Genomic DNA, 20,229 nt, shown 5'->3' with positions numbered 1-20,229 from the left:
TTGTGCAGATCAGGGTGCTTGGGCCGGTTGTGGTCGTCGGCACCGATGGTCGTGTTGTGGTCGTTGGCAGCAAACGTCGTCGTGAGGTGCTCGGTCGTCTCGTGGCCGCTCGTGGCCGGGTCGTGTCGGTTGAGGCGCTGATCTCCGACCTCTGGGACGACCCGCCCCCCGGTGCGGTGGGGGCGGTGCGGACGTTCGTGTCGGAGCTGCGTGGCGCTCTGGGGTCTGGCGCGATCGAGACCGTTGGGCGTGGCTACGCGCTGCGGGTTTCCGATGTGGACGTCTGGCGGTTCGAGGAAGCGCCTTTGTCGGTCAGCTGGGGTGAGCCTTACGCCGATCTCGATCCGTCGCCGTGGGTGTTGGCTGAGCGCGCACGGCTGTTGGAGCTGCGTGCGCGCGCTCTGCTCGACGAGGGCCGTGGGGCGTCGTTGGTCGCTGAACTTTCGTCTTTCGCTGAGGCGCATCCGTGGCGGGAGAAGGCCCAGGTTCTGCTGGCGCACGCGCTCTACCAGGACGGACGGCAGGTCGAAGCGCTTCGAGTGCTGCGCTCGGCTCGTGATCGGCTGGTCTCGCGGTTCGGGCTGGATGCGGTGCCTGAGCTGGATCGTGCGGAGTCCGACATCCTTCGTCATGCCGTTGCCCGGACCGGTGGGTACGCCGGGTTGCGGTCCGCGAGCGTGGTCGCGGGGGAGGCCGCGTTGACGGGCGGTTTGGCGCTGGCACAGGCTGATCGCCTTGCCGCGGTCGTCGAGGCCGGCCGGTTGGGCAATCCCCTGCTCACTGCTCGCGTTCTGACGGCCTACGACGTGCCGACGAACTGGACCGTGAGCGACGACCCCGTGCAGGCGGCGTCGTTGGTCTCGGTGGCTCGGCGGACGTTGCGGGACCTGCCCTCGGACGCTCCTGTCGCGTTGCGGGCGCGGTTGCTCGCCGTCATCGCGTTGGAGCACCGGGGGACGCGGGATGCTTGGGCACTTGAAGCGGCTCTTGAGGCTGAACGGCTTGCCCGTGAGCTCGGGGATTCTTCAGTGCTCGTGGTGGCTTTGAACGCGCGGTTCATGCAGTCGTTCCAGCGGCCTGGGCGGTCTTCGGAACGGCGTGGGATCGCTTTGGAGCTGATCGAGGTGGCTGCCCGGCACGACCTGCCCGCGTACGAGATCCTCGGGCACCTCGTGGCGATGCAGGCGTACTCGGCGGTGGGGGAGTTCGAGGCGGCGTCGCGTCATGCGGCGGCGGTCGAGCGGCTGGCCGACATCCACGAGACGCAGTTGGTGAAGGTGTTCACGTCGGGCTTCCGGTTGATGCGGGCGCCGGACGAAGCCGGGTACCGCGCGTTGGACCTGTCGGGCATGCCCGGAGTGGAGGCCGGGTTTCTGCCGCTGGCGTTGCTGTCGATGGGGCTTCCACCCGATCCCACGCTCGACTGGGGGCCGTATCGGGCTTGGGCCGAGCCGCTGCTGCACCTCGCTGACGGCGACGTCGCGGCGGCTCGCCGGGCGGTTGTGGACCTGCCCGTGCCGCGCGCTGATCACCTCTACGACGTGCTGTGGGCGATCACCGCGCGCATCGCGGACGAGATCGAGGACGAGGTGCTTGCTGCGGCTGCGAGGGAGGCGCTGGAGCCTGTGCGCGGCGAGATCATCGGCGGCAACACCGCGATGATGACGTTCGCGCGTTAGGACTTCCGGCGCGCCCCCTCAGGCCACACGACCTCGATCGGCACGCCCTCCGCCCGTGCCTGCTCCACCACGTCCGCCGTCCCGCCCTTGCCCTGCTGCGGCACCCCGTCCCACACCGCCACCAGCAGCTCGACGGACGCGAGAATGCGCTCGTTGGCGGCGACGTACGCGAGCCGCCCGGACGACATGTGCGGCAGCACGCTGACGACCGTGGCGGCCGCGCGCAGCTCGTCGTACTCGGCGACCTGGTGCGGTTTGAGCTTGTCCCGGTAGTCCAGCGCCGGCAGCACGACCTCGACCTGCCCGCCGAGGCCCAGCACCGCCCGCGCGAACACCGTGTCGGCGCCCGGCGCGAGGCACGTCACGCCGACCACGGGTTGCCCGAGCCGTTCCAGCACCTCGGTGATCGCGGCTTGCACGGCCGGGACGCACTCAGGCACCAGGTTCATGTGACCGGTGACGCCGACCCGCATCAGGCCGTCCGGATCGCTCTGATCGCGTCGCGTGTCTCCTGAACTGCGCGGATGTGGCGGTGCGTGGCCGCTTCCTTGGCGAAGTCCTCCAGTTTCCGGAGCACGCGCCCCGAGGAGAGCTTCGCCGCTGTCGGCAGGACCTCGTTGATCAACCCGCACGCCGCCTCCGGGTCTCCCGCGACCATCTTGGTGCGCGCCAGTCCGATCACGTCGAACGCGCGGTTGCGCACCTTCGACGGGTCTCGCAGCTCCAGTGCCCGCCGAATGTGTTGCTCGGCGAACACGGCCTGAGCCGGGTCGTGCATGGCCAGGTCGCGGCACCGCGCCCCGATCACGCCCTCCAGCTCGGCCTCGTCGAAGCTGTGCAGGTAGCGCGGTTCGTTGTCCGCGTTGCGCTGCGCAAAGCTGTCCTGTGCGAGGCCCACGGCCTGGTGGAACTCGCGGGTCTTGCCCATCTGCGCGTACGCCCACGCCTCACGCGTGAGGAGCAGCGCCTTGAGCGTTGGTGTGCCGGTGCGGCGGGTGCCGTACTGGCCGAGCTGGACCAGCTCGAGTCCGTCCTCGGGCCGGCCGAGGTCGAACATCTGCCGCGCCATCGCCGCGAGGCACAGGGCCGCGAAGCCGTCGTTGTGGCCCGCCTTCGCCATCCGGATGGCCAGCACGTAGTAGCGCTGGGCCGCGTTGTGCAGCCCCGCGTCGAACGACATGCTCGCCGCCACCTTGGACAGCTCGGCGCCGATGAAGAACGCGCGTTCCGTCGTCGGGCCTGATGGCGCGCGGCCGAGTCGTTCGGCCAGCTCGTCCAGCTGACCCAGCACGGCCTTGCGCGCCAGTCCGTATCCGCCCCGGCCGCCCCAGCCCCGCAACCCGTCCGCGACGCGCTGCAGGGCGAGGAGCTCCTCCTCGCTGATCGCCGAGTGCGACGACCACTTCGACAGGTTCTGCAAGGGGTGCAACCACCGCTGCAGAGGCTCGACCAGTGCGGATCCCACCGTCACCGCGGCCGCCCCCGTGAGCGCCGCTCGTCTGCTGATCGCCAAGTCGCTCCTCGCCGTCTCCTCGACCGAACGGGCAATGCTCGTCGCCTCCCAGGGGGCGGCGAGCACATCTGGCGGGCCCGTGTCGGGGGAGCCCACCTGAGCTGGGATGACGACTCGGTCGAACCACAGTCGTTCGCCCGGTACACCGAGCACGAGCGCGAAGTGGCGCAGCCGGTCGAGGCGGTCGATCTGGTTCTCACCGGACTCGTAGCGCGACAACTGCGCCTGGCTGATGCCGAGCCAGCCCGCCATGCGGTCCTGGCTGACCCGGCTCAGGTGCTGCGGGTGATGCCGGTACGCGGAGATCAGCGCACCCATGTCGCGGTCGGCGCAGGCGGCCGTGACCGCGGGGTGGTCCCAGAAGTCATCCGGGACGGCAGGGGGTCCGTGCACGTCGGAACGAGCGTTGCGGCGGCAGCGGTGACACAGCCGATCGGTGTTGTCAGCGGCGATGAACGCTCCACACGGGCAAGCGCGCCTGGATTTGGGTCTCGCGGTATCCATCGGCATCGCCCCCGTCACTGAGCGTTTCCCAAGTGTACGGAGCTGTGATCGTCAGTCCATCCATCTCATGCATAAGACGTAATGGATTCGCGTGTCGCAGTCCCGGTACCCCCGTGTGGCGGATGACCTTCATACGTCCGCTGCATGAAGCCCATGCAACGGCCGAGTGGTGTTAGCGCTCACGGCGACGCACCCTGCACAACGTCAGGTCGCGGGCCGATCCCCGCGGTTTTGGCAGTGCCTGACCCACGAACGGGGAGGACGACCGCCGATGAGCCTCACGACCGCGGAGACCGGTACAGGGAGTGCCGGGATCCCTCAGAACAGGGGACACGATCGAGCGATCGGCGAGGCCGTCGCCGGTTACCGGTTGCTCGGCTGGCAGGTGAGCGTCACCGAGCAGGGTGTGTTCCTACCTCTAGGACCTGCCACGACAGCTCTGGCGATGCCGGCGCGCATCGGGTCGCGCGTGCTGGCGGACCTGAAGTCGCGCATGCTCGCCGGTCCCGTCACCGTCATCCCCGGCCCCCGCGAGCACTGGATCTTCCTGGCCGAGCTGGTGGCGTTGCTGCCGACGCACCTCAAGGCGCCGCCCGAGGTCCAGTTCGTGCGCTCGCCGCACCGGATCGCGCTGCCACCCACGATGACCAGGTACGGATCGCTGCGGTGGGCGAACCCGCCGTCGCACTCGCGGCACTGGTTCCCGCCGTTCACCGCCGTGCTCGCACTGGCCCGGACGGCTGCCGCTGAGGACCAGCGCCGATAATTCCTGTTCGTGTCTCTGGATCGACGTTCTCTGTTGTTGTGTGGGCTCGCTGCCGCTCTGAGCGCCTGTGGCGAGCCCGCTCCTCGCAAGACGGGCGGTGTCGGCACCGCCCGGCCCGGGGATCGGGTGGCTTCTGCTGCTTCTGTCCCTGTTGGCAGCGGCGTGCTGGTGGACATGCCCGGCAACGCCCAGCTGTTGCTCGTGCAGCCTCGATCGGGTGAATTCCGCGCTTTCAACCCCGCCTGCCCGCACGTGGGCTCTTTGGTGAACCCTCCTGCCGGTGGCGTCATCACGTGCCCGTTGCACGGGAGCGCTTTCGACCCCGTTTCTGGTGCGGTCCGCAAAGGACCTGCGACTTCCGGGCTGACTGAGGTCGCTCTTGTGGTCTCGGGTGAGGATTTGGTGCTTGCCTGAGACCTGTGAGGTTGCTGTGCATTGGGCCTCTGACTGAACTCTCGCTGACCGGTTCGCGTAATGCTGTGGTGTGACCCCGAACACCCACCACCACTCCGGAGGAACGGTCGTGAACAGCGAAAGCCTGGTCAGCAGGCGGGCGGCGCTTTGCGGAATCGTGGTCGCCCTCGCCGTGCCCAGCGGGCTCGTGACCGCGTGCAGTTCTGGTTCTTCTTCTGCTCCGACTCAGGGTTCGGCGCCCACGGGTTCCACAGGCTCCACGGGTTCCGCGGGTACGCCCGGTACCGCGCTGGTCGCGTTGGCCGACGTGCCTGAGGGCGGCGGTGCGCTGGTCGACGGTCCCGGTGGCAAGAAGATCGTCGTCGCGCGGATCTCGGCCACTGAGGTGAAGGCCTACGACGCGACGTGCACGCACCAGGGCTCCACCGTGGCCGAGCCTTCCGGCGGAACCATCACTTGTCCTTCGCACGGCAGCGAGTTCGGTGTGGCCGACGGCTCCGTGAAGAAGGGGCCCGCGACTTCGGCGTTGCGTGCGGTCGGAGTTCGAGTGGAGGGCGACCAGGTCGTCCTGACGTGACCCTTTCGGTTTTTGTCAGACCGCGTCGTTAGTCTTGACGGCGTGGCAGATCCCGCGACGTATCGCCCCGCTGTGGGCACGATTCCCGAGGCTCCCGGCGTCTACAAGTTCCGCGACGCCGGTGGCCGGGTCGTGTACGTCGGCAAGGCGAAGAGCTTGCGCGGCAGGCTGAACTCGTACTTCGCGGATCTGGCCGGCCTGCACCCGCGCACCCGTCAGATGGTGACGACGGCGGCCTCCGTCGAGTGGACGGTGGTCGCCACCGAGGTCGAGGCGCTGCAGCTCGAATACAACTGGATCAAGGAGTTCGACCCGCGCTTCAACGTCCGCTACCGCGACGACAAGTCGTACCCGGTGCTGGCGGTGACTCTTCACGAGGACTATCCGCGGTTGCACGTGTATCGCGGTCCGCGCAAGAAGGGCGTGCGTTACTTCGGACCGTTCGCGCACGCGTGGGCGATCCGCGAGACTTTGGACCTGCTGCTGCGCGTGTTCCCGGCGCGCACTTGTTCTGCCGGGGTTTTCAAGCGTCATGGGCAGATCGGGCGCCCGTGCCTGCTCGGCTACATCGACAAGTGCTCGGCGCCTTGCGTGGGCAAGGTTTCCGCGGACGAGCACCGCGCGATCGTGCTCGACTTCTGCGACTTCCTGGCGGGCAAGACGGACAACATGATCCGTCGCCTCGAACGCGAGATGGCTGCTGCCGCCGAGGAGCTGGAGTTCGAACGCGCGGCCCGTCTGCGCGACGACCTGGGTGCCCTGCGCCGCGCGATGGAAAAGCAGGCGGTGGTGCTGGGCGACGGCACGGACGCGGACGTGATGGCGTTCGCGCAGGACGAGCTCGAAGTCTCGGTCCAGGTCTTCCACGTCCGCGGCGGCCGGGTGCGCGGCCAGCGCGGCTGGGTGCTCGACAAGGTGGAAGCCCTCGACGACGCGGGCCTGGTCGACCAGTTCATCATGCAGTTCTACGGCGACAACACCGAAAGCACCCCGCGCGAGGTCCTCGTGCCCGTGCTACCTGACGACGCTGCTGCGCTGGAGGACCTGCTCTCCGAACAACGCGGCTCCCGAGTCGCGCTGCGCGTTCCTCAGCGCGGCGACAAGCGAGCCCTGATGGAAACCGTGGCGCGCAACGCTTCCGAAGCCTTCGCCCAGCACAAGCTCCGCCGAGCCGGCGACCTGACCGCCCGCTCCGCCGCTCTGGGCGAACTGCAAGAGGCCCTGGCCCTCGACACCGCCCCCTTGCGCATCGAGTGCATCGACATCAGCCACGTCCAGGGCACCGACGTCGTCGCCTCCCTGGTCGTCTTCGAGGACGGCCTGGCCCGCAAGTCCGAGTACCGCCGCTTCGCCATCCGCGAGGCCGCCACCGAAGGCGACGTGGCCTCGATCGCCGAGGTGGTCCGCCGCCGCTTCCAGGCGATGCTGCGCGAAACGGCGTCCGGCGGCCCGAATCCGGGCATCGACCCGGACACCGGCAAGCCCCGCAAGTTCGCCTACCCGCCCAATCTCCTGGTGGTCGACGGCGCCGCACCGCAAGCCGCCGCCGCGGCCGACGTGCTGGCCGAGCTGGGCATCACCGACGTGGCCGTGGTCGGGTTGGCCAAGCGGCTGGAGGAGGTTTGGGTGCCGGGCGAGGTGGACCCGGTGATCCTGCCGCGGACCAGCGATGCCCTGTACCTGCTGCAGCGGGTGCGCGACGAGGCGCACCGGTTCGCCATCGCGTACCACCGGCAGAAGCGTTCGAAGCGCATGATCGCGTCCGAGCTCGATGATGTGCCTGGGTTGGGGGAGACGCGGAAAGCCGCGCTGCTCAAGCACTTCGGGTCGGTGCGGAAGCTGCGACAGGCCACTGTGGACGAGGTGAGCGAGGTGCCGGGGGTGGGTCGCCGCACCGCCGAGGCCGTGGTCGCCACCCTGGCCTCCGCCGAGGGGAAGCCCTGAGGCCGTGGCTTGCCGCGCGTGCGCGACGTCGCCTGCCGAGTCGTCTGATGGCGGCGTGGGCGTGATTCCGCACCCCTCAACGGTTCCATCGCCGGTGCCTTTCTCCGGTTGGGCCGGCTCGCGTCCGGCCTCGTTGTTCGTGCCTCCCGTCCGTCCGGTCCGCGCCCGCCGAGCCGTCCATGCTGGCGTGAGCGTGATGTCGCATGATCCATCGGCCCCATCGTCGGCGCCTTCGCTGGTTGGGTCGGTTCGTGTCCGGCTTCGTTGTCCGTGCCGTCGTGCCGTCGTGCCGTCGTGCCGTCGTGCCGTGGTGCCGTCGTGTCGTCGTGTCGTCGTGCCGCGTCGTGCCTCCGTCCTGTCCGCGCCCGCCCGCCCCTTCCTCCTGCGGGGAGGAAGATGACCATGGTTTCCGGACATCAGACAGACGGCCGCAAGCGTGGATCCGGACGAGGTTCACCCGTCCGAGGTACGGGGATGTCCGGTCTGCAGGTCGACGGCCGGGGTCTCGTCGCATCACCAGGCTGTGGTGTTCGGCTGCCGGGCGGACGCGGTGGGAGGTGCTCATGACGTTTGGCGACGAGCTGGACCGGATCGCGTCAGGTTCGATGTGCGCACCAGCCCGCACGTTCCGCAGCCCGCACGTTCCGCAGCCCGCACGTTCCGCTGCCCGCACGTTCCGCAGCCAGAAGGTCACGACGGCCTCATTCGGCGCACCGGTCCCGGCAACCTCACCCGCCCTGCGCGCGGCAGGAAGGCCGGGCGAGGATCGTGACCGCGGCCACGGCGCGGGCGTCTCAACTGCCGAACCTGCCGCGCGCGAGGGCCGAGGCAGTGGAGACTCTGGGAGGGCGCGCGGGTCGTGCCCAACACACAGCGCTCGACACGCAGTGCCCGAGCACTGTGCCCGAGCACTGTGCTCGACACACAGCGAGACCCAAACGAGAGCGCCAGGCGCTCATGAACAGGTAACGGAGTCGTAGTCGTGAACGCGGAGAAGTCCGGCATCGAAGTCGCCGTGGTGACCGGGCTGTCCGGTGCGGGCCGCAGCACCGCGGCCAAGTGCCTGGAGGACCTCGGCTGGTTCGTCGTCGACAACCTGCCCCCGGAACTCATCGCCACCATGGTCGAGCTCGGCGCGCAGGCGCGTGGGGCCATCACCAGGGTCGCGGTCGTCATGGACGTGCGGAGTCGCGCGTTCACCGAGGACCTGGCGTCCATCATCAAGGACCTGGACGCGCGCGGGTACAAGCCGCGCGTCCTGTTCCTGGAGGCCACGGACGACGTGCTGATCCGCCGCTTTGAAGCGGTGCGGAGGGGTCACCCGATGCAGGGTGACGGGAGGCTGCACGACGGCATCGAGGCCGAGCGGATTCTGTTGACGCCGCTCAAGCAGGAAGCCGACCTGGTGCTGGACACGTCGGCACTCAGCATCCACCAGTTGCGGGCCAAGATCGAGGACACGTTCGGCACCGAGGCGGCCAGCAGGACGCGGGTCACCGTGCTGAGCTTCGGGTACAAGTACGGGCTGCCGATGGACGCCGACCTGGTCATGGACGTGCGGTTCCTGCCCAACCCGTTCTGGATCCCGGAGCTGCGGGAACAGACCGGGCTCGACGGCGAGGTGCGCAACTACGTGCTGAGCCAGGAAGGGGCGGAGGAGTTCCTCGACCGGTACCACGAGCTGCTCCGGCTCATCGGGGCCGGCTACCGCAGGGAGGGCAAGCGCTACCTGACGCTCGCGATCGGGTGCACCGGTGGCAAGCACCGCAGTGTGGCCCTGTCAGAAGAACTCTCTGCACGGTTGGCTAGTGAAGACGGCATGGCGGTCAAGGTTGTGCACAGGGATCTGGGACGCGAGTGACGAAGTTGAAGGCTGTTGCTCTGGGCGGTGGGCACGGGTTGCACGCGACGCTGAGTGCGCTGAAGAAAGTCACCGACGACGTGACGGCCGTGGTGACCGTTGCGGACGACGGGGGCTCGTCGGGACGCCTCAGGCGGGAGATCTCGGACCTGTTGCCGCCGGGTGATCTGCGCAAGGCGATGGCGGCGCTGGCGGGGGAGGACGAGCAGAGCGTGCTCTGGACCTCCCTCTTCAAGCACCGGTTCGGTGGCACGGGTGCGCTGGCCGGTCACGCCGTCGGGAATCTGGTGCTCGCCGGGCTGCTCGAGCAGCTCGGCGATCCCGTGCAGGTGCTCGAAACCGCGGGAAAGCTCCTCGGGGTCAAAGGTCGTGTGCTGCCGATGTCCAACGAGCCGTTGGACATCGAGGCGGACGTCATGGGCCTCGACGAGGACGAGAAGGACGTGCGGCGCATCCGGGGGCAGGTCGCCATCGCGACCACGCCGGGGCTGGTGCAGCGGATCAGGCTTACTGCCCCGAACGGGCGACCTGTCGGCTGCCCGGAAGCAGTACAGGCTGTACTTGGGGCCGATCTCGTGCTACTCGGACCCGGATCGTGGTTCACCAGCGTGTTGCCGCATCTGCTGGTGCCCGAACTGCTCGACGCGCTCACTCACACGCGGGCCAAAAAGGTCCTGGTGCTCAATCTTGTCCCCCAACCGGGCGAAACTGCTGGTTTCTCTCCGGAGCGCCATTTGGACGTAGTCTGCGAACACGCACCCGAGCTGAAGGTGGACGCGGTGATCGCGGACGTCGACTCGGTCCCCACCCCGGACCGGTTGACGCGAGCCGCCTCGGCACTGGGCGCGCGTACGCATCTGGCCAAGATCGCCGCACCGGACGCCGCCGAGCGGCATGATCCGGAGGCACTGGCCGGTTGCCTGAGGCAGGTGGTCGATGAGACCGGAGTGGGAGGGACAAGCCCGTGGCGATGACGTCGGCGGTCAAGGACGAGCTGAGCAGGCTCGCGGTATCCAAGACCTGTTGCCGCCGCGCGGAGGTGTCGTCGCTGCTCAGGTTCGCCGGTGGCCTGCACATCGTGTCCGGCAGGGTGGTCGTTGAAGCCGAGCTCGATCTCGGTTCGGCCGCTCGCAGGCTCCTCAAGGAGATCCAGGCGCTTTACGGCCACCACGCCGAGGTCTTCACCATCCAGTCGAACGGGCTGCGCAAGGGCACCCGGTACGTCGTGCGCGTGGTGAAGGACGGCGAGGGTCTGGCGCGTCAGACCGGGTTGCTCGACCCGCGCGGACGGCCTGTGCGCGGTCTGCCCGCGCCGGTCGTGTCGGGTGGTGTCTGTGACGCGGAAGCCGCGTGGCGCGGTGCTTTCCTGGCGCACGGCTCGCTGACCGAACCGGGTCGCAGCTCGTCGCTGGAGATCACCTGCCCCGGCCCGGAGGCGGCCCTCGCCCTGGTCGGCGCGGCGCGCAGGATGGGCATCTCGTCGAAGTCGCGTGAGGTCCGCGGGGCCGAGCGCGTGGTGATAAGGGACGGCGACGCCATCGGGGCGATGCTGACCAAGCTCGGCGCGCACGACAGCGTGCTCGCGTGGGAAGAGCGCCGGATGCGGCGTGAGGTCCGGGCGACGGCGAACCGCCTCGCGAACTTCGACGACGCGAACCTCCGCCGTTCGGCCCGTGCCGCGGTCGCTGCGGCCGCACGGGTGGCGCGCGCGTTGGAGATCCTCGGCCCGGAGGCACCGGATCACCTGGCCGCTGCCGGTCAGCTCCGGCTCGCGCACCGCCAGGCGTCGCTGGAGGAGCTCGGCCAGCTGTCCGACCCGCAGATGACCAAGGACGCGGTGGCCGGCCGGATCCGCAGGCTGCTGGCGATGGCGGACAAGCGCGCCAAGGACCTCGGGCTGCCGGACACGGAGTCGGCGGTCACGGCGGAGATGCTCGAGGCCGAGGTCTGACCGGTCAGGGGCACTGCCGCAGCCCTTCCGCCACCTTGTTCAGCAGCGCGGAGAGCTGCGTCTGCTCCTCGTCGCTCAACGTGGCGACGGTGCGGTCCTCCAGCTCCGCCCACGCCTTCTCGATCGACTGCCGGAGCTCCAGGCTGGCGGGCGTCGCCTCGACGAGCAACGCCCGCCGGTCGTCCGCGCACGTGGTGCGGGTGATCTGACCGGCCTTTTCCAGCCGCGCCAGCATCTTCGTCACGGTCGAGGCGTCCACGCCGAGGCCGCGGATCAGGCCGGCCTGGCGGACCGGGCCTGTCCGCCACAGGTGCATCATCACGAACTCCTGGCCGGGGAACAGCCCGAACGGCTTCAGCAATTCAGCCGCCACCAGCCGATGCCGCCGGACGGCACGGCCCAGCGCACGCCCGACTGACTCACCCAGGCCGAAGTCGATCAGCTCACCCGCGGAATCCACCTGGTCAGCCTAACTTAGTTGGCCGACCAACAAAGCTGGTACCGTTTTAGTTGGCCGACCAACTAACCTGCGAAACAGGGGTGCGCTGTGAAACTCGGACTGGCCCTGCCACAGCTGGGCGCGGAAGCGAATCCGAAGACGATCGTGGAGTTCGCGCAACGTGCGGAGGAGCTTGGCTTCGACTCGCTCTGGGTGCTGGAACGGTTGCTGCGCCCACTGGAACCCGAGCAGGGACCGCAACTGCCGTCCTACTACGGCAACGTCTACTCGCCGTTGGAAACGCTGACCTACGTCGCCGCGCACACCAGCAAGATCCGCCTCGGCACCAGCATCATCGACGCGCTCTTCCACGTCCCGGTCGCGCTGGGCCGCCAGCTCGCGACACTCGACCAGTTCAGCGGCGGCAGGCTGATCGTCGGGCTGGGCCAGGGCTGGTCGGCGGAGGAGTTCGCCACGTCGAACGTGCCGATGCGCCGCCGCGGCGCCGGGTTCGAGGAGTTCATCGAGGCGTTGCGCGCCACCTGGGGCACGGACCCGGTGAGCTACGAGGGCCGCTTCTACCGCATCCCCAAGTCGGAGGTCGGGCCGAAGCCGGTGCACCCCGCGGGTCCGGAGATCATCATCGCGGCCATGCCAGGCGCGACGGCCTCCGTCGAACGGGCCGGGCGCCTGGGACTCGGGTTCAACCCCGCCGGGATCGACTGGGCGTCGCTGGAACAGCAGATCGCCACCTTCCACCAGGCGAGCGAAAACCCGGGCCGGATCGTGGTCCGCGCGAACGGCGCCGTCACCGCCGATCCGATCGACGAGGACGGCCGCGGTGTGCTGGCCGGATCACCGGAGCAGCTCAAGGGAGACCTGGCGAAACTCCAAGACCTCGGCGTGGACGAGGTCTTCTGGGACTTCGTCCAGGGCGGCGTGCCGTACCGGACCGGCCTCGCCCTGCTCGACGACCTGAGCAGGCTTCGCACCTAGGGCGTGTGGCGCCCCGCCCACACCGCGAGCTGAGCCCGCGACCGCAGCCCCAGCTTGGTCCGGGCGTGCGTCACGTGCCGGGCAACGGTGTGGGGCGAGATCCCCAGCCGTTGCCCGATCTGGCGATTGGTCAGCCCCTCCGCCACCAACGTCGCCACGTGCAGCTCGCGCGCGGAGATCAGCCCGTCGTCGTCCTCGGCGACCGGGCGAGCCGTCAGCGCGTAGGAAATGGCCTGTGCCAACGACATCCGCTCGCCGGTCGACTCCGCGGCACGCAGCCGCCCGGCCGTGATCCGCTCGCGGCAGACCAGGCGGGCCTCCTCCAGCAAGTCCTGCCAGTAGGGCTCAGCGCGGAAGTCGTACCGAGTCCGGACAACGGAAGCAGCCGTCAGCAAGGACAAGGCGCGCTCGTCGTCAGAACCCACCCCGACCAACCCGAGTGCGAGCCCTTCGAGGTCGTAGAACTGGTCCATCGGATGCTCGGACCCGACCTCGAGACTCTCCCGGAACAGGGCGACGGCCTCGGGATAACTCTTGCGCGCCAACGCAATGGCGCCCGCGGTGTGCAGCGTCGGGTTGAGCATGTGCGGCAGGCCCATCAGCCGCACCAGCGTCAGCGCCTCGCGAACCAGAGGCGCGGCCAGATCCGCGTGTCCGTGCTGCAGCAACGTCCAGCCGTAGGAGTTCAGCAGCATGCCGCGCGCGAGTTTGTCGTCGGACGCCCGGAGGAGTTCCACGGCCTGGTCGAAGAGCTCCCAGGCCAGTGCGGGGTTCCCGGTGTGCGCCTCGGCGGAGGCCAGCACCTCCAGCGCACGGGCCAGCGTGCCGGGGCGGCCCCCGTCGGCGCGTTCGATGGCCGCTGACTCCTGGGCGAACCGCTTGGTCACGTGCCAGCCGCCGCGGATCCGGTGGTGCATCGCGGCGAGCACGGTGAGCACACTGCGGTACGGCGAGGGCATCGGCTGCGACAGCGCGCGGTGCAGGAGCTCGGTGGGAGCGCCGCGCGGGCCACGTGGCGTCGAGGTCCAGGCCGTGGCGACGGCCGTGAGCGCGTGGCGGGCCCAGTCGCCGGCCTCGGCGGTGCGCGCCACGGCCAGCTCGATCAGGCCGATGTTGCGGTCCAGCCGCAGCACCACGCGCGGTGACGGGAAGAACGACGAGATCTCCGGCTCCACGACCGAACACACCCAGTCCACCACGCGGTCGGCCACGAACGAGACGTCGCCGGCCTCGACCGCGCGTTCGCGGCAGTACAGGCGGATCGACTCCAGCTGACGGAACGTGGTGTGGCCGGCCACCCGGTCGACGACCAGCAGCGACTTCTGCTCCAGGCTGGTCAGCAAATCCAGCGCGTCCGGCACGTCGCACACCGCGCTTGCGACGCCCAGATCGAACGGCACGCCCAGCACGGCGAGACGACGGCAAGCCGCCTGCTCTGGCTCGGGCAGCAGGTCGTAGCTCCACCCGATCGCGGCGCGCAGAGTGCGGTGACGGTCGTCGGATGCGCGCGGGCCCGCCGTCAGCAGCGCCAGGCGATCACCGAGCCTGGCCAGGACGTCGGCGGGGGACAGGACGGTGATGCGGCGCGCGGCCAGTTCGATCGCCAGCGGCATCCCGTCGAGCGAGCGGCAGACGGCCACGACGTCGGCGACGTTCGAGGAGTCGATCTCGAACGAGCGGTCTACTGAGACGGCACGATCGCGGAACAGCAGCACCGCGTCGTAACGCAGGGCCTCGGAAACATCCGATCCCACCGGCGGCGACTCCAGCTCGCCGAGCGCGAAGACCTGCTCGCCGGCGAGGCGCAGCGGCTCACGTGAGGTCACCAGGACCCGCAGGCGCGGGCAGCACGCCAGCAGCTCCGAGACCACGTCGGCGACGTCGGCCAGCAGGTGCTCGCAGTTGTCCAGCACGAGCAGCGGCCGCCGGTGCTGCTCGACCTCGGCGATGACGGCGTCGCGCACCGAGCGGTTCGGCAACGGGTGGGCGCCCACCGCGTGGTAGATCGCCTGGACGACGTCGGACGCGGAGGCGAGCACCGCCCACCACACCTGATCTGCACGTTTGCCGACGTACTGGACGGCCAGCCTGGTCTTGCCGGCGCCCGCCGGGCCGACCAGCGAGACCAGCCGGTGCTCCGCGCCGAGCCGCGCCAGCGCGGCCAGCTCCTCGCGGCGGCCCACGAAGGTGTCGAGCGGCGCGGGCAGGGCGGAGTCGGCAGGGGATTCGTCACGGGCGGAGGTACGCGAACGGTACGCACGCTGACGGCACGCGTTGGAGCAGTAACGACGACCGGAGGCCGCGTCGGTGAGCGGGTTTCCACATGTCACGCAGGCGGCATTGGCCGTCATGAGGAATGACCGTACCGGCGTGTAACGGTCCGTAACACCCGCTGTTTCGGGGTATTGAACGGTCCTTCGAGCCGTGGACATGATCTCGAACGGTGCCGCCGCCACCGATTCAGGAGGTCCGGTCATGACATCACAGGTTCGCCAGACCAGAACGCCTCTCGTGCCGCCGCAGGACCGGGAGGTGGTGGACGAGTGGCTCACGCGCATCGCGGCCGTCGTCGGCCGGGACGCGAAGGAGGACAGCCCCGAGGCGTGCCGGACCGCCGCCGAGGCTGCGGAGGAGCTGAGCGCGTACCTCTGGATGCTCCGGGCGCTGCGCCGCCGAACGGCCTAATCAGAGCGAGTTTTACTGGCTCGATCAAGAGATGCTCGTTATCCGCGTGACCAGCGGCGCAGTTCGACAGATAGGGTGGGCTCGTTCCTGCCAGTCGAACGCAAGGAGTCCGTCGTGACGGTTCGTGTAGGTGTCAATGGTTTCGGCCGGATCGGCCGCAACTTCTTCCGCGCGGTGCGTGCCGGCGGCCACGACATCGAGATCGTCGCGTTCAACGACCTCGGTGACGTCGCCACCATGGCGCACCTGCTCAAGTACGACAGCATTCTCGGTCGTCTGGACGCTGACGTGCAGGTCACCGACGAGGGCATCTCCGTAGACGGCAAGGTCATCAAGGCGCTGGCCGAGCGCGACCCCGGCAAGCTGCCGTGGAAGGACCTCGGCGTCGACGTCGTCGTCGAGTCGACCGGCTTCTTCACCGACGCCACCAAGGCCCGCTCGCACGTGGACGAGGGCGGCGCCAAGAAGGTCATCATCTCCGCGCCGGCCAAGAACGAGGACCTCACCGTCGTCATCGGCGCGAACGAGGACAAGTTCGACGGTTCGCAGACGATCATCTCGAACGCGTCCTGCACCACGAACTGCCTCGCGCCGCTGGCCAAGGTGCTGCACGACAGCTTCGGCATCGAGCAGGGCCTCATGACCACGATCCACGCGTACACGCAGGACCAGAACCTGCAGGACGCGCCGCACGGCGACCTCCGCCGCGCCCGCGCCGCCGCGCTGAACATCGTCCCGACCTCCACGGGCGCCGCGAAGGCCATCGGCCTCGTGCTGCCGGAGCTGCAGGGCAAGCTCGACGGCTACGCGCTGCGCGTGCCGATCCCCACCGGCTCGGCCACCGACCTGACCGTCACGCTCAAGCGCGAGGTCACGATCGACGAGGTCAACGCCGCGTACAAGGCCGCCGCCGAGGGCCCGCTGGCCGGCATCCTGAAGTACTCGACGGACCCGATCGTGTCGGCCGACATCGTCACCGACCCGCACTCGTGCATCTACGACGCGCCGCTGACCAAGGTCATCGGCAACCAGGTCAAGGTCGTCGGCTGGTACGACAACGAGTGGGGCTACTCCAACCGCCTCGCGGACCTGGTCAAGCTCGTCGCCTCGAAGATCTGAGCAGGGGCGAAAAGTCAGTGAAGACTCTCAGCGACCTGCTCGCCGAGGGTGTCGCGGGTCGGCGCGTCCTGGTGCGCGCCGACCTGAACGTCCCCCTCGACGGAGACAAGATCACCGACGACGGCCGCGTGCGCGCGTCGGTGCCGACGATCAAGGCGCTCGCCGACGCGGGCGCCCGCGTGATCGTCACCGCTCACCTCGGCCGCCCCAAGGGCGAGCCGGACCCCAAGTTCTCCCTGGCTCCGGCCGCCGCTCGCCTCGGCGAGCTGCTCGGTGCCGAGGTCGCGCTGGCCGCTGACCTCGTCGGCCCGTCCGCCACCTCCGTGGTCGGCGCGCTGACCGACGGTGGCGTCGTGATGCTGGAGAACGTGCGCTTCGACGCCCGTGAGACCTCGAAGGACGACGCGGAGCGCGCCGAACTGGCCGAGGAGCTGGCCTCGTTCGCGGACGCGTTCGTGTCCGACGGTTTCGGTGTCGTGCACCGCAAGCAGGCCTCGGTCTACGACGTGGCGAAGAAGCTGCCCGCGTACGTCGGCGGTCTCGTCGACGCCGAGCTCGGTGTGCTGCGCAAGCTCACCGACGACCTGGAGCGCCCGTACGTCGTGGTGCTCGGCGGCGCGAAGGTGTCCGACAAGCTCGGCGTCATCGCGAACCTGCTGACCAAGGTCGACCGGCTGCTCATCGGCGGCGGCATGGCGTACACGTTCCTCAAGGCCCAGGGCCACGAGGTCGGCACGTCGCTGCTGCAGGAAGACCAGCTCGACCAGGTCAGCGGCTTCCTCGCCGAGGCCGAGAAGCGCGGTGTCGAGCTCGTGCTGCCGGTCGACGTGCTGGTCACGTCGGAGTTCGGCAAGCCGGAGCACGACGTCGTGGGCTCCGACGCCATCCCGGCGGACAAGATGGGCCTGGACATCGGCCCGAAGTCGCAGGAGCTGTTCGCGTCGAAGCTGGCTGACGCTCGCACCGTCTTCTGGAACGGTCCGATGGGCGTGTTCGAGATCGACGAGTACGCCGGCGGAACCCGCGCGGTCGCCCAGGCGTTGGTCGACTCGGACGCCTTCACCGTCGTCGGCGGTGGCGACTCCGCCGCGGCCGTGCGTGCCCTGGGTCTGCCCGAGGACGGTTTCTCGCACATCTCCACCGGCGGTGGTGCGTCCCTGGAGTTCCTCGAGGGCAAGGAACTCCCCGGCATCAGCGTTTTGGAGGCGTGATGGCAGCCCGGCTCCCGCTCATCGCGGGCAACTGGAAGATGAACCTCAACCACCTCGAAGCGATCGGCCTCGTGCAGAAGATCGCCTTCTCCCTGCCGGAGAAGTACTTCGCCAAGGTCGAGGTGGCCGTTCTCCCGCCGTTCGTCGACATCCGCAGCATCCAGACGCTGGTCGACGGCGACAAGCTCCTCATCAAGTACGGCGCGCAGGACATCTCGCAGCACGACTCCGGTGCGTACACCGGTGAGGTGTCCGGCCCGATGCTGAAGAAGCTGGCCTGCCACTACGTCGTCGTCGGGCACTCCGAGCGCCGTGAGTACCACGGCGAGACGGACGCGATCGTCAACGCGAAGGTCAAGGCGGCGCTCAAGCACGAGGTCACCCCGATCTTCTGCTTCGGCGAGAAGCTCGACGTCCGCGAGGCCAAGGGCCACCTGGAGCTGGTCCGCCAGCAGCTGGAGGACGGGCTGGCCGGTTTCACCGCCGAGCAGGTCGCGAAGATCGTGTTCGCGTACGAGCCGGTCTGGGCGATCGGCACCGGTCGCACGGCATCTTCCGCCGACGCGCAAGAGGTCTGCTCGCTGGTCCGTTCCTTCGTGGCGGAGAAGTACGGCGAGGAGACCGCGGCTGTTGTTCGCGTGCTTTACGGCGGTTCCGTGAAGTCGTCGAACATCGGTGAGCTGATCGCGCAGAAGGACATCGACGGCGCATTGGTCGGCGGTGCGAGCCTGCAGGCGGACGAATTCACCAAGCTGTGTGCGCTTGCCGCAGGCGGGCCTCTACCCTAAGTCGATCTCAGGTGTGGTGGCCACCAACCTTGGCCCGCTCTTTCGACGGGCAGACGGGTGCATCGTGGTGCCGGCCCCGCGTCCTCATATCGGGCACATGGGGGCGCGGGGCCGGTGCCGCGAGGTGCCCTGCTGAGCGCCGAAAGAGACGGCTAAGGTTGGTGGCCACCGCACCTACTCCAAACCCCAACTGGTGCACACGTTCGGCAGTCGAACAGGTACTCTATGGCGTCGGCTGCCTGACAGCGAGGAAGAAATGATCCTGTTCCTGCAGATCCTGTTGATCGTCTCCAGCGTGCTGCTGGTGCTGCTCGTGCTGCTGCACCGCGGCCGTGGTGGCGGCCTGTCCTCGCTGTTCGGCGGCGGTATGCAGTCGAGTCTGTCCGGTTCCTCCGTCGTCGAGAAGAACCTCGACCGCCTGACGCTCTTCGTCGGCGCGGTCTGGGTCATCGCCATCGTGGGTATCGGGCTGCTGATCAAGCTCCCCGGAGCCTGATCAACCGTTCAGCGGCAGAAGCCCTTCGGGGCTTGGGGTAACCACTTGGTGGGGGTGTAACGGTCGATGTCCGGTGGTAACGCGATTCGCGGTACCCGCGTCGGCGCAGGCCCGATGGGCGAATCGGAGCGCGGCGAGTCCGCGCCCCGCCGTCGGGTGTCGTACTGGTGCGCGAACGGTCACGAGTCCCGGCCTTCTTTCGCGGTCGACGCGGAGGTGCCGGAGAACTGGGACTGCCCGCGTTGCGGCCTGCCTGCAGGGCGGGACGAGCAGACGCCACCCGCGCCTCCGCGCAACGAGCCGTACAAGACGCACCTTGCGTATGTGAAGGAGCGGCGCTCCGACGCGGACGGTGAGGCGATCCTCGAAGAGGCTCTCGCCAAGCTGCGCCGTCAGCGTGAAGAGCCGTAAGTCTTGGCTCAATAGGATCAACCGCGAAAGGCCCCCTCTACTGGGCGAATTCCAGGGGTCGTCGCAACACAACTGATCAACTGGCTTGGGCCAGGAGCTTGATCAAGCGCTCGGCTGGGGTGTCCCAGCCGAGCGTTTTGCGTGGGCGGTCGTTGAGTTCGGCGGCGACGAACGCGAGGACCCGTTCGACGCGGTGATCCGCGAGTTCGCGGAGGAGACCGGCTGCGACGCGGTGGCCGAGCGTCTGCTGGGGGTGGACTCCAGGGTGATCCCGGCCGCCGAACGCCGTGTGCCCGGCTCGCCCCCGCACCAGAACGTCGGCGTCTTCTACCAGGTCCGGATCACGAGCGGCACGCCGCAGCCCGAGCCGAACGGCAAGACCGGCGAGCCGGCCTGGACGCCGATCCCCGACGTCGCTCGCCTTCGCCGGTCATCGCTGGTCGACATCGGTCTCGCGCTGGCTCGCACCCTCCCGCCGACCGGTCACGTGGCTCCCGTCCCGGTCGGCGGCCTGATCGAGCACTGAGGACTAGCGGCGCAGCCCGGTGAACTGGCGGCGCAGCATCGCGGCACCGATCAGCAGGAAGAACAGCAGCACGACGAGCGTGCTGGTGGTGCCTCCGGACGAGCTGGAGAGCGTCACGTCGACGTTGCCGACGAGGGTGATGCCGCATTCGGCGCGCACCTTGTGCCGGCCGGGCTCGATGCTCGCGAACTTCACCGGCGACGTGAACTTGCCGTCGTCGTCCGCTACCGCCTTGCCGACGTCCTGACCGAGCGACTTCAGCGTCACCGCAGCGCCCTTGGGACATCCGGAACCGGTCGCGGTGAGGTCCTCGCCGGGCTGGATGTTGTCCTTGTCGAGCACCAGCACG

Annotated in this window: 21 protein-coding genes; 16 read left to right on the top strand and 5 right to left on the bottom strand. The window is 69.0% G+C overall.

What is annotated here, in order from left to right:
* The first annotated feature begins 2 nt into the window (after positions 1–2).
* Entirely contained in the window at positions 3–1,679 is a 1,677-nt protein-coding gene (locus LFM09_RS00105; RefSeq protein WP_414094119.1) for an AfsR/SARP family transcriptional regulator, read from the top strand.
* Here LFM09_RS00105 and LFM09_RS00100 read toward each other — a convergent pair.
* Both LFM09_RS00100 and LFM09_RS00095 read right to left on the bottom strand, forming a co-directional pair.
* A complete protein-coding gene (locus LFM09_RS00100) occupies positions 1,676–2,152 on the bottom strand; it encodes a hypothetical protein (RefSeq protein WP_414094118.1) in 477 nt (158 codons plus the stop codon). The two genes, LFM09_RS00105 and LFM09_RS00100, sit on opposite strands and share 4 nt — an antisense overlap.
* Positions 2,152–3,585 carry a helix-turn-helix domain-containing protein gene (locus tag LFM09_RS00095; RefSeq protein WP_414094117.1) on the bottom strand — a complete coding sequence of 478 codons (1,434 nt, stop codon included), beginning with the start codon at positions 3,583–3,585 and terminating at the stop codon, positions 2,152–2,154. Before LFM09_RS00095 ends, LFM09_RS00100 begins: the two co-directional genes overlap by 1 nt.
* Positions 3,586–3,967: 382 nt before the next feature.
* Here LFM09_RS00095 and LFM09_RS00090 point away from each other — a divergent pair, with 382 nt between their 5' ends.
* The 7 genes from LFM09_RS00090 (at position 3,968) to whiA (ending at position 11,209) form a co-directional block, all read left to right on the top strand.
* Entirely contained in the window at positions 3,968–4,462 is a 495-nt protein-coding gene (locus LFM09_RS00090) for a hypothetical protein (protein WP_414094116.1), read from the top strand.
* A gap of 174 nt (positions 4,463–4,636) precedes the next feature.
* Entirely contained in the window at positions 4,637–4,876 is a 240-nt protein-coding gene (locus LFM09_RS00085; RefSeq protein WP_414094657.1) for a Rieske (2Fe-2S) protein, read from the top strand.
* A gap of 109 nt (positions 4,877–4,985) precedes the next feature.
* Entirely contained in the window at positions 4,986–5,453 is a 468-nt protein-coding gene (locus tag LFM09_RS00080; protein ID WP_414094115.1) for a Rieske (2Fe-2S) protein, read from the top strand.
* Between the two features lie 42 nt (positions 5,454–5,495).
* Complete coding sequence (uvrC, locus tag LFM09_RS00075; protein ID WP_414094114.1) at positions 5,496–7,397, top strand: excinuclease ABC subunit UvrC; 1,902 nt, start codon at positions 5,496–5,498, stop codon at positions 7,395–7,397.
* Between the two features lie 1,003 nt (positions 7,398–8,400).
* Entirely contained in the window at positions 8,401–9,258 is an 858-nt protein-coding gene (gene rapZ, locus LFM09_RS00070; RefSeq protein ID WP_414094656.1) for an RNase adapter RapZ, read from the top strand.
* Positions 9,259–9,263: 5 nt separating this feature from the next.
* Entirely contained in the window at positions 9,264–10,232 is a 969-nt protein-coding gene (locus tag LFM09_RS00065; protein ID WP_414094655.1) for a gluconeogenesis factor YvcK family protein, read from the top strand.
* Positions 10,223–11,209 carry a DNA-binding protein WhiA gene (gene whiA / locus LFM09_RS00060; protein ID WP_109637858.1) on the top strand — a complete coding sequence of 329 codons (987 nt, stop codon included), beginning with the start codon at positions 10,223–10,225 and terminating at the stop codon, positions 11,207–11,209. Before LFM09_RS00065 ends, whiA begins: the two co-directional genes overlap by 10 nt.
* 4 nt (positions 11,210–11,213) lie before the next feature.
* On the opposite strand, the gene LFM09_RS00055 is transcribed toward whiA, so the two are convergent.
* A complete protein-coding gene (locus tag LFM09_RS00055) occupies positions 11,214–11,669 on the bottom strand; it encodes a MarR family winged helix-turn-helix transcriptional regulator (protein WP_414094113.1) in 456 nt (151 codons plus the stop codon).
* A gap of 87 nt (positions 11,670–11,756) precedes the next feature.
* On the opposite strand from LFM09_RS00055, the gene LFM09_RS00050 reads away from it, so the two are divergent.
* A complete protein-coding gene (locus LFM09_RS00050; RefSeq protein WP_414094112.1) occupies positions 11,757–12,644 on the top strand; it encodes an LLM class flavin-dependent oxidoreductase in 888 nt (295 codons plus the stop codon).
* Here the strand turns inward: LFM09_RS00050 and LFM09_RS00045 are convergent.
* A complete protein-coding gene (locus LFM09_RS00045) occupies positions 12,641–14,995 on the bottom strand; it encodes an ATP-binding protein (RefSeq protein WP_414094111.1) in 2,355 nt (784 codons plus the stop codon). The genes LFM09_RS00050 and LFM09_RS00045 overlap by 4 nt on opposite strands.
* Before the next feature lie 124 nt (positions 14,996–15,119).
* Between LFM09_RS00045 and LFM09_RS00040 the strand changes: the two genes are divergently transcribed.
* The 7 genes from LFM09_RS00040 (at position 15,120) to LFM09_RS00010 (ending at position 19,880) form a co-directional block, all read left to right on the top strand.
* Positions 15,120–15,329: a hypothetical protein gene (locus LFM09_RS00040; RefSeq protein WP_414094110.1), complete on the top strand. Its 210-nt coding sequence runs from the start codon at positions 15,120–15,122 to the stop codon at positions 15,327–15,329.
* Between the two features lie 114 nt (positions 15,330–15,443).
* Complete coding sequence (gene gap / locus LFM09_RS00035) at positions 15,444–16,448, top strand: type I glyceraldehyde-3-phosphate dehydrogenase (RefSeq protein WP_414094109.1); 1,005 nt, start codon at positions 15,444–15,446, stop codon at positions 16,446–16,448.
* A 17-nt stretch (positions 16,449–16,465) separates the two neighbouring features.
* A complete protein-coding gene (locus tag LFM09_RS00030) occupies positions 16,466–17,659 on the top strand; it encodes a phosphoglycerate kinase (protein WP_414094108.1) in 1,194 nt (397 codons plus the stop codon).
* Positions 17,659–18,447, top strand: a complete 789-nt coding sequence (gene tpiA, locus LFM09_RS00025; RefSeq protein WP_414094107.1) for a triose-phosphate isomerase — start codon at positions 17,659–17,661, stop codon at positions 18,445–18,447. The genes LFM09_RS00030 and tpiA overlap by 1 nt, the downstream gene beginning before the upstream one ends.
* 256 nt (positions 18,448–18,703) lie before the next feature.
* Positions 18,704–18,943 carry a preprotein translocase subunit SecG gene (gene secG / locus LFM09_RS00020; RefSeq protein ID WP_089958273.1) on the top strand — a complete coding sequence of 80 codons (240 nt, stop codon included), beginning with the start codon at positions 18,704–18,706 and terminating at the stop codon, positions 18,941–18,943.
* Between the two features lie 66 nt (positions 18,944–19,009).
* Positions 19,010–19,354, top strand: a complete 345-nt coding sequence (locus tag LFM09_RS00015) for an RNA polymerase-binding protein RbpA (RefSeq protein WP_030470277.1) — start codon at positions 19,010–19,012, stop codon at positions 19,352–19,354.
* A 193-nt stretch (positions 19,355–19,547) separates the two neighbouring features.
* Positions 19,548–19,880, top strand: a complete 333-nt coding sequence (locus LFM09_RS00010) for an NUDIX hydrolase (RefSeq protein ID WP_414094106.1) — start codon at positions 19,548–19,550, stop codon at positions 19,878–19,880.
* 3 nt (positions 19,881–19,883) lie between these two features.
* On the opposite strand, the gene LFM09_RS00005 is transcribed toward LFM09_RS00010, so the two are convergent.
* A partial coding sequence (locus LFM09_RS00005; RefSeq protein WP_414094105.1) for a hypothetical protein occupies positions 19,884–20,229 on the bottom strand: 346 nt, incomplete at its 5' end.

This window comes from Lentzea alba (assembly GCF_047445655.1).
In the GTDB taxonomy this organism is placed as follows: domain Bacteria; phylum Actinomycetota; class Actinomycetes; order Mycobacteriales; family Pseudonocardiaceae; genus Lentzea; species Lentzea alba_A.
Note: the sequence above shows the minus strand (reverse complement) of the source record. Positions and strands in the feature narration are given on the sequence as shown.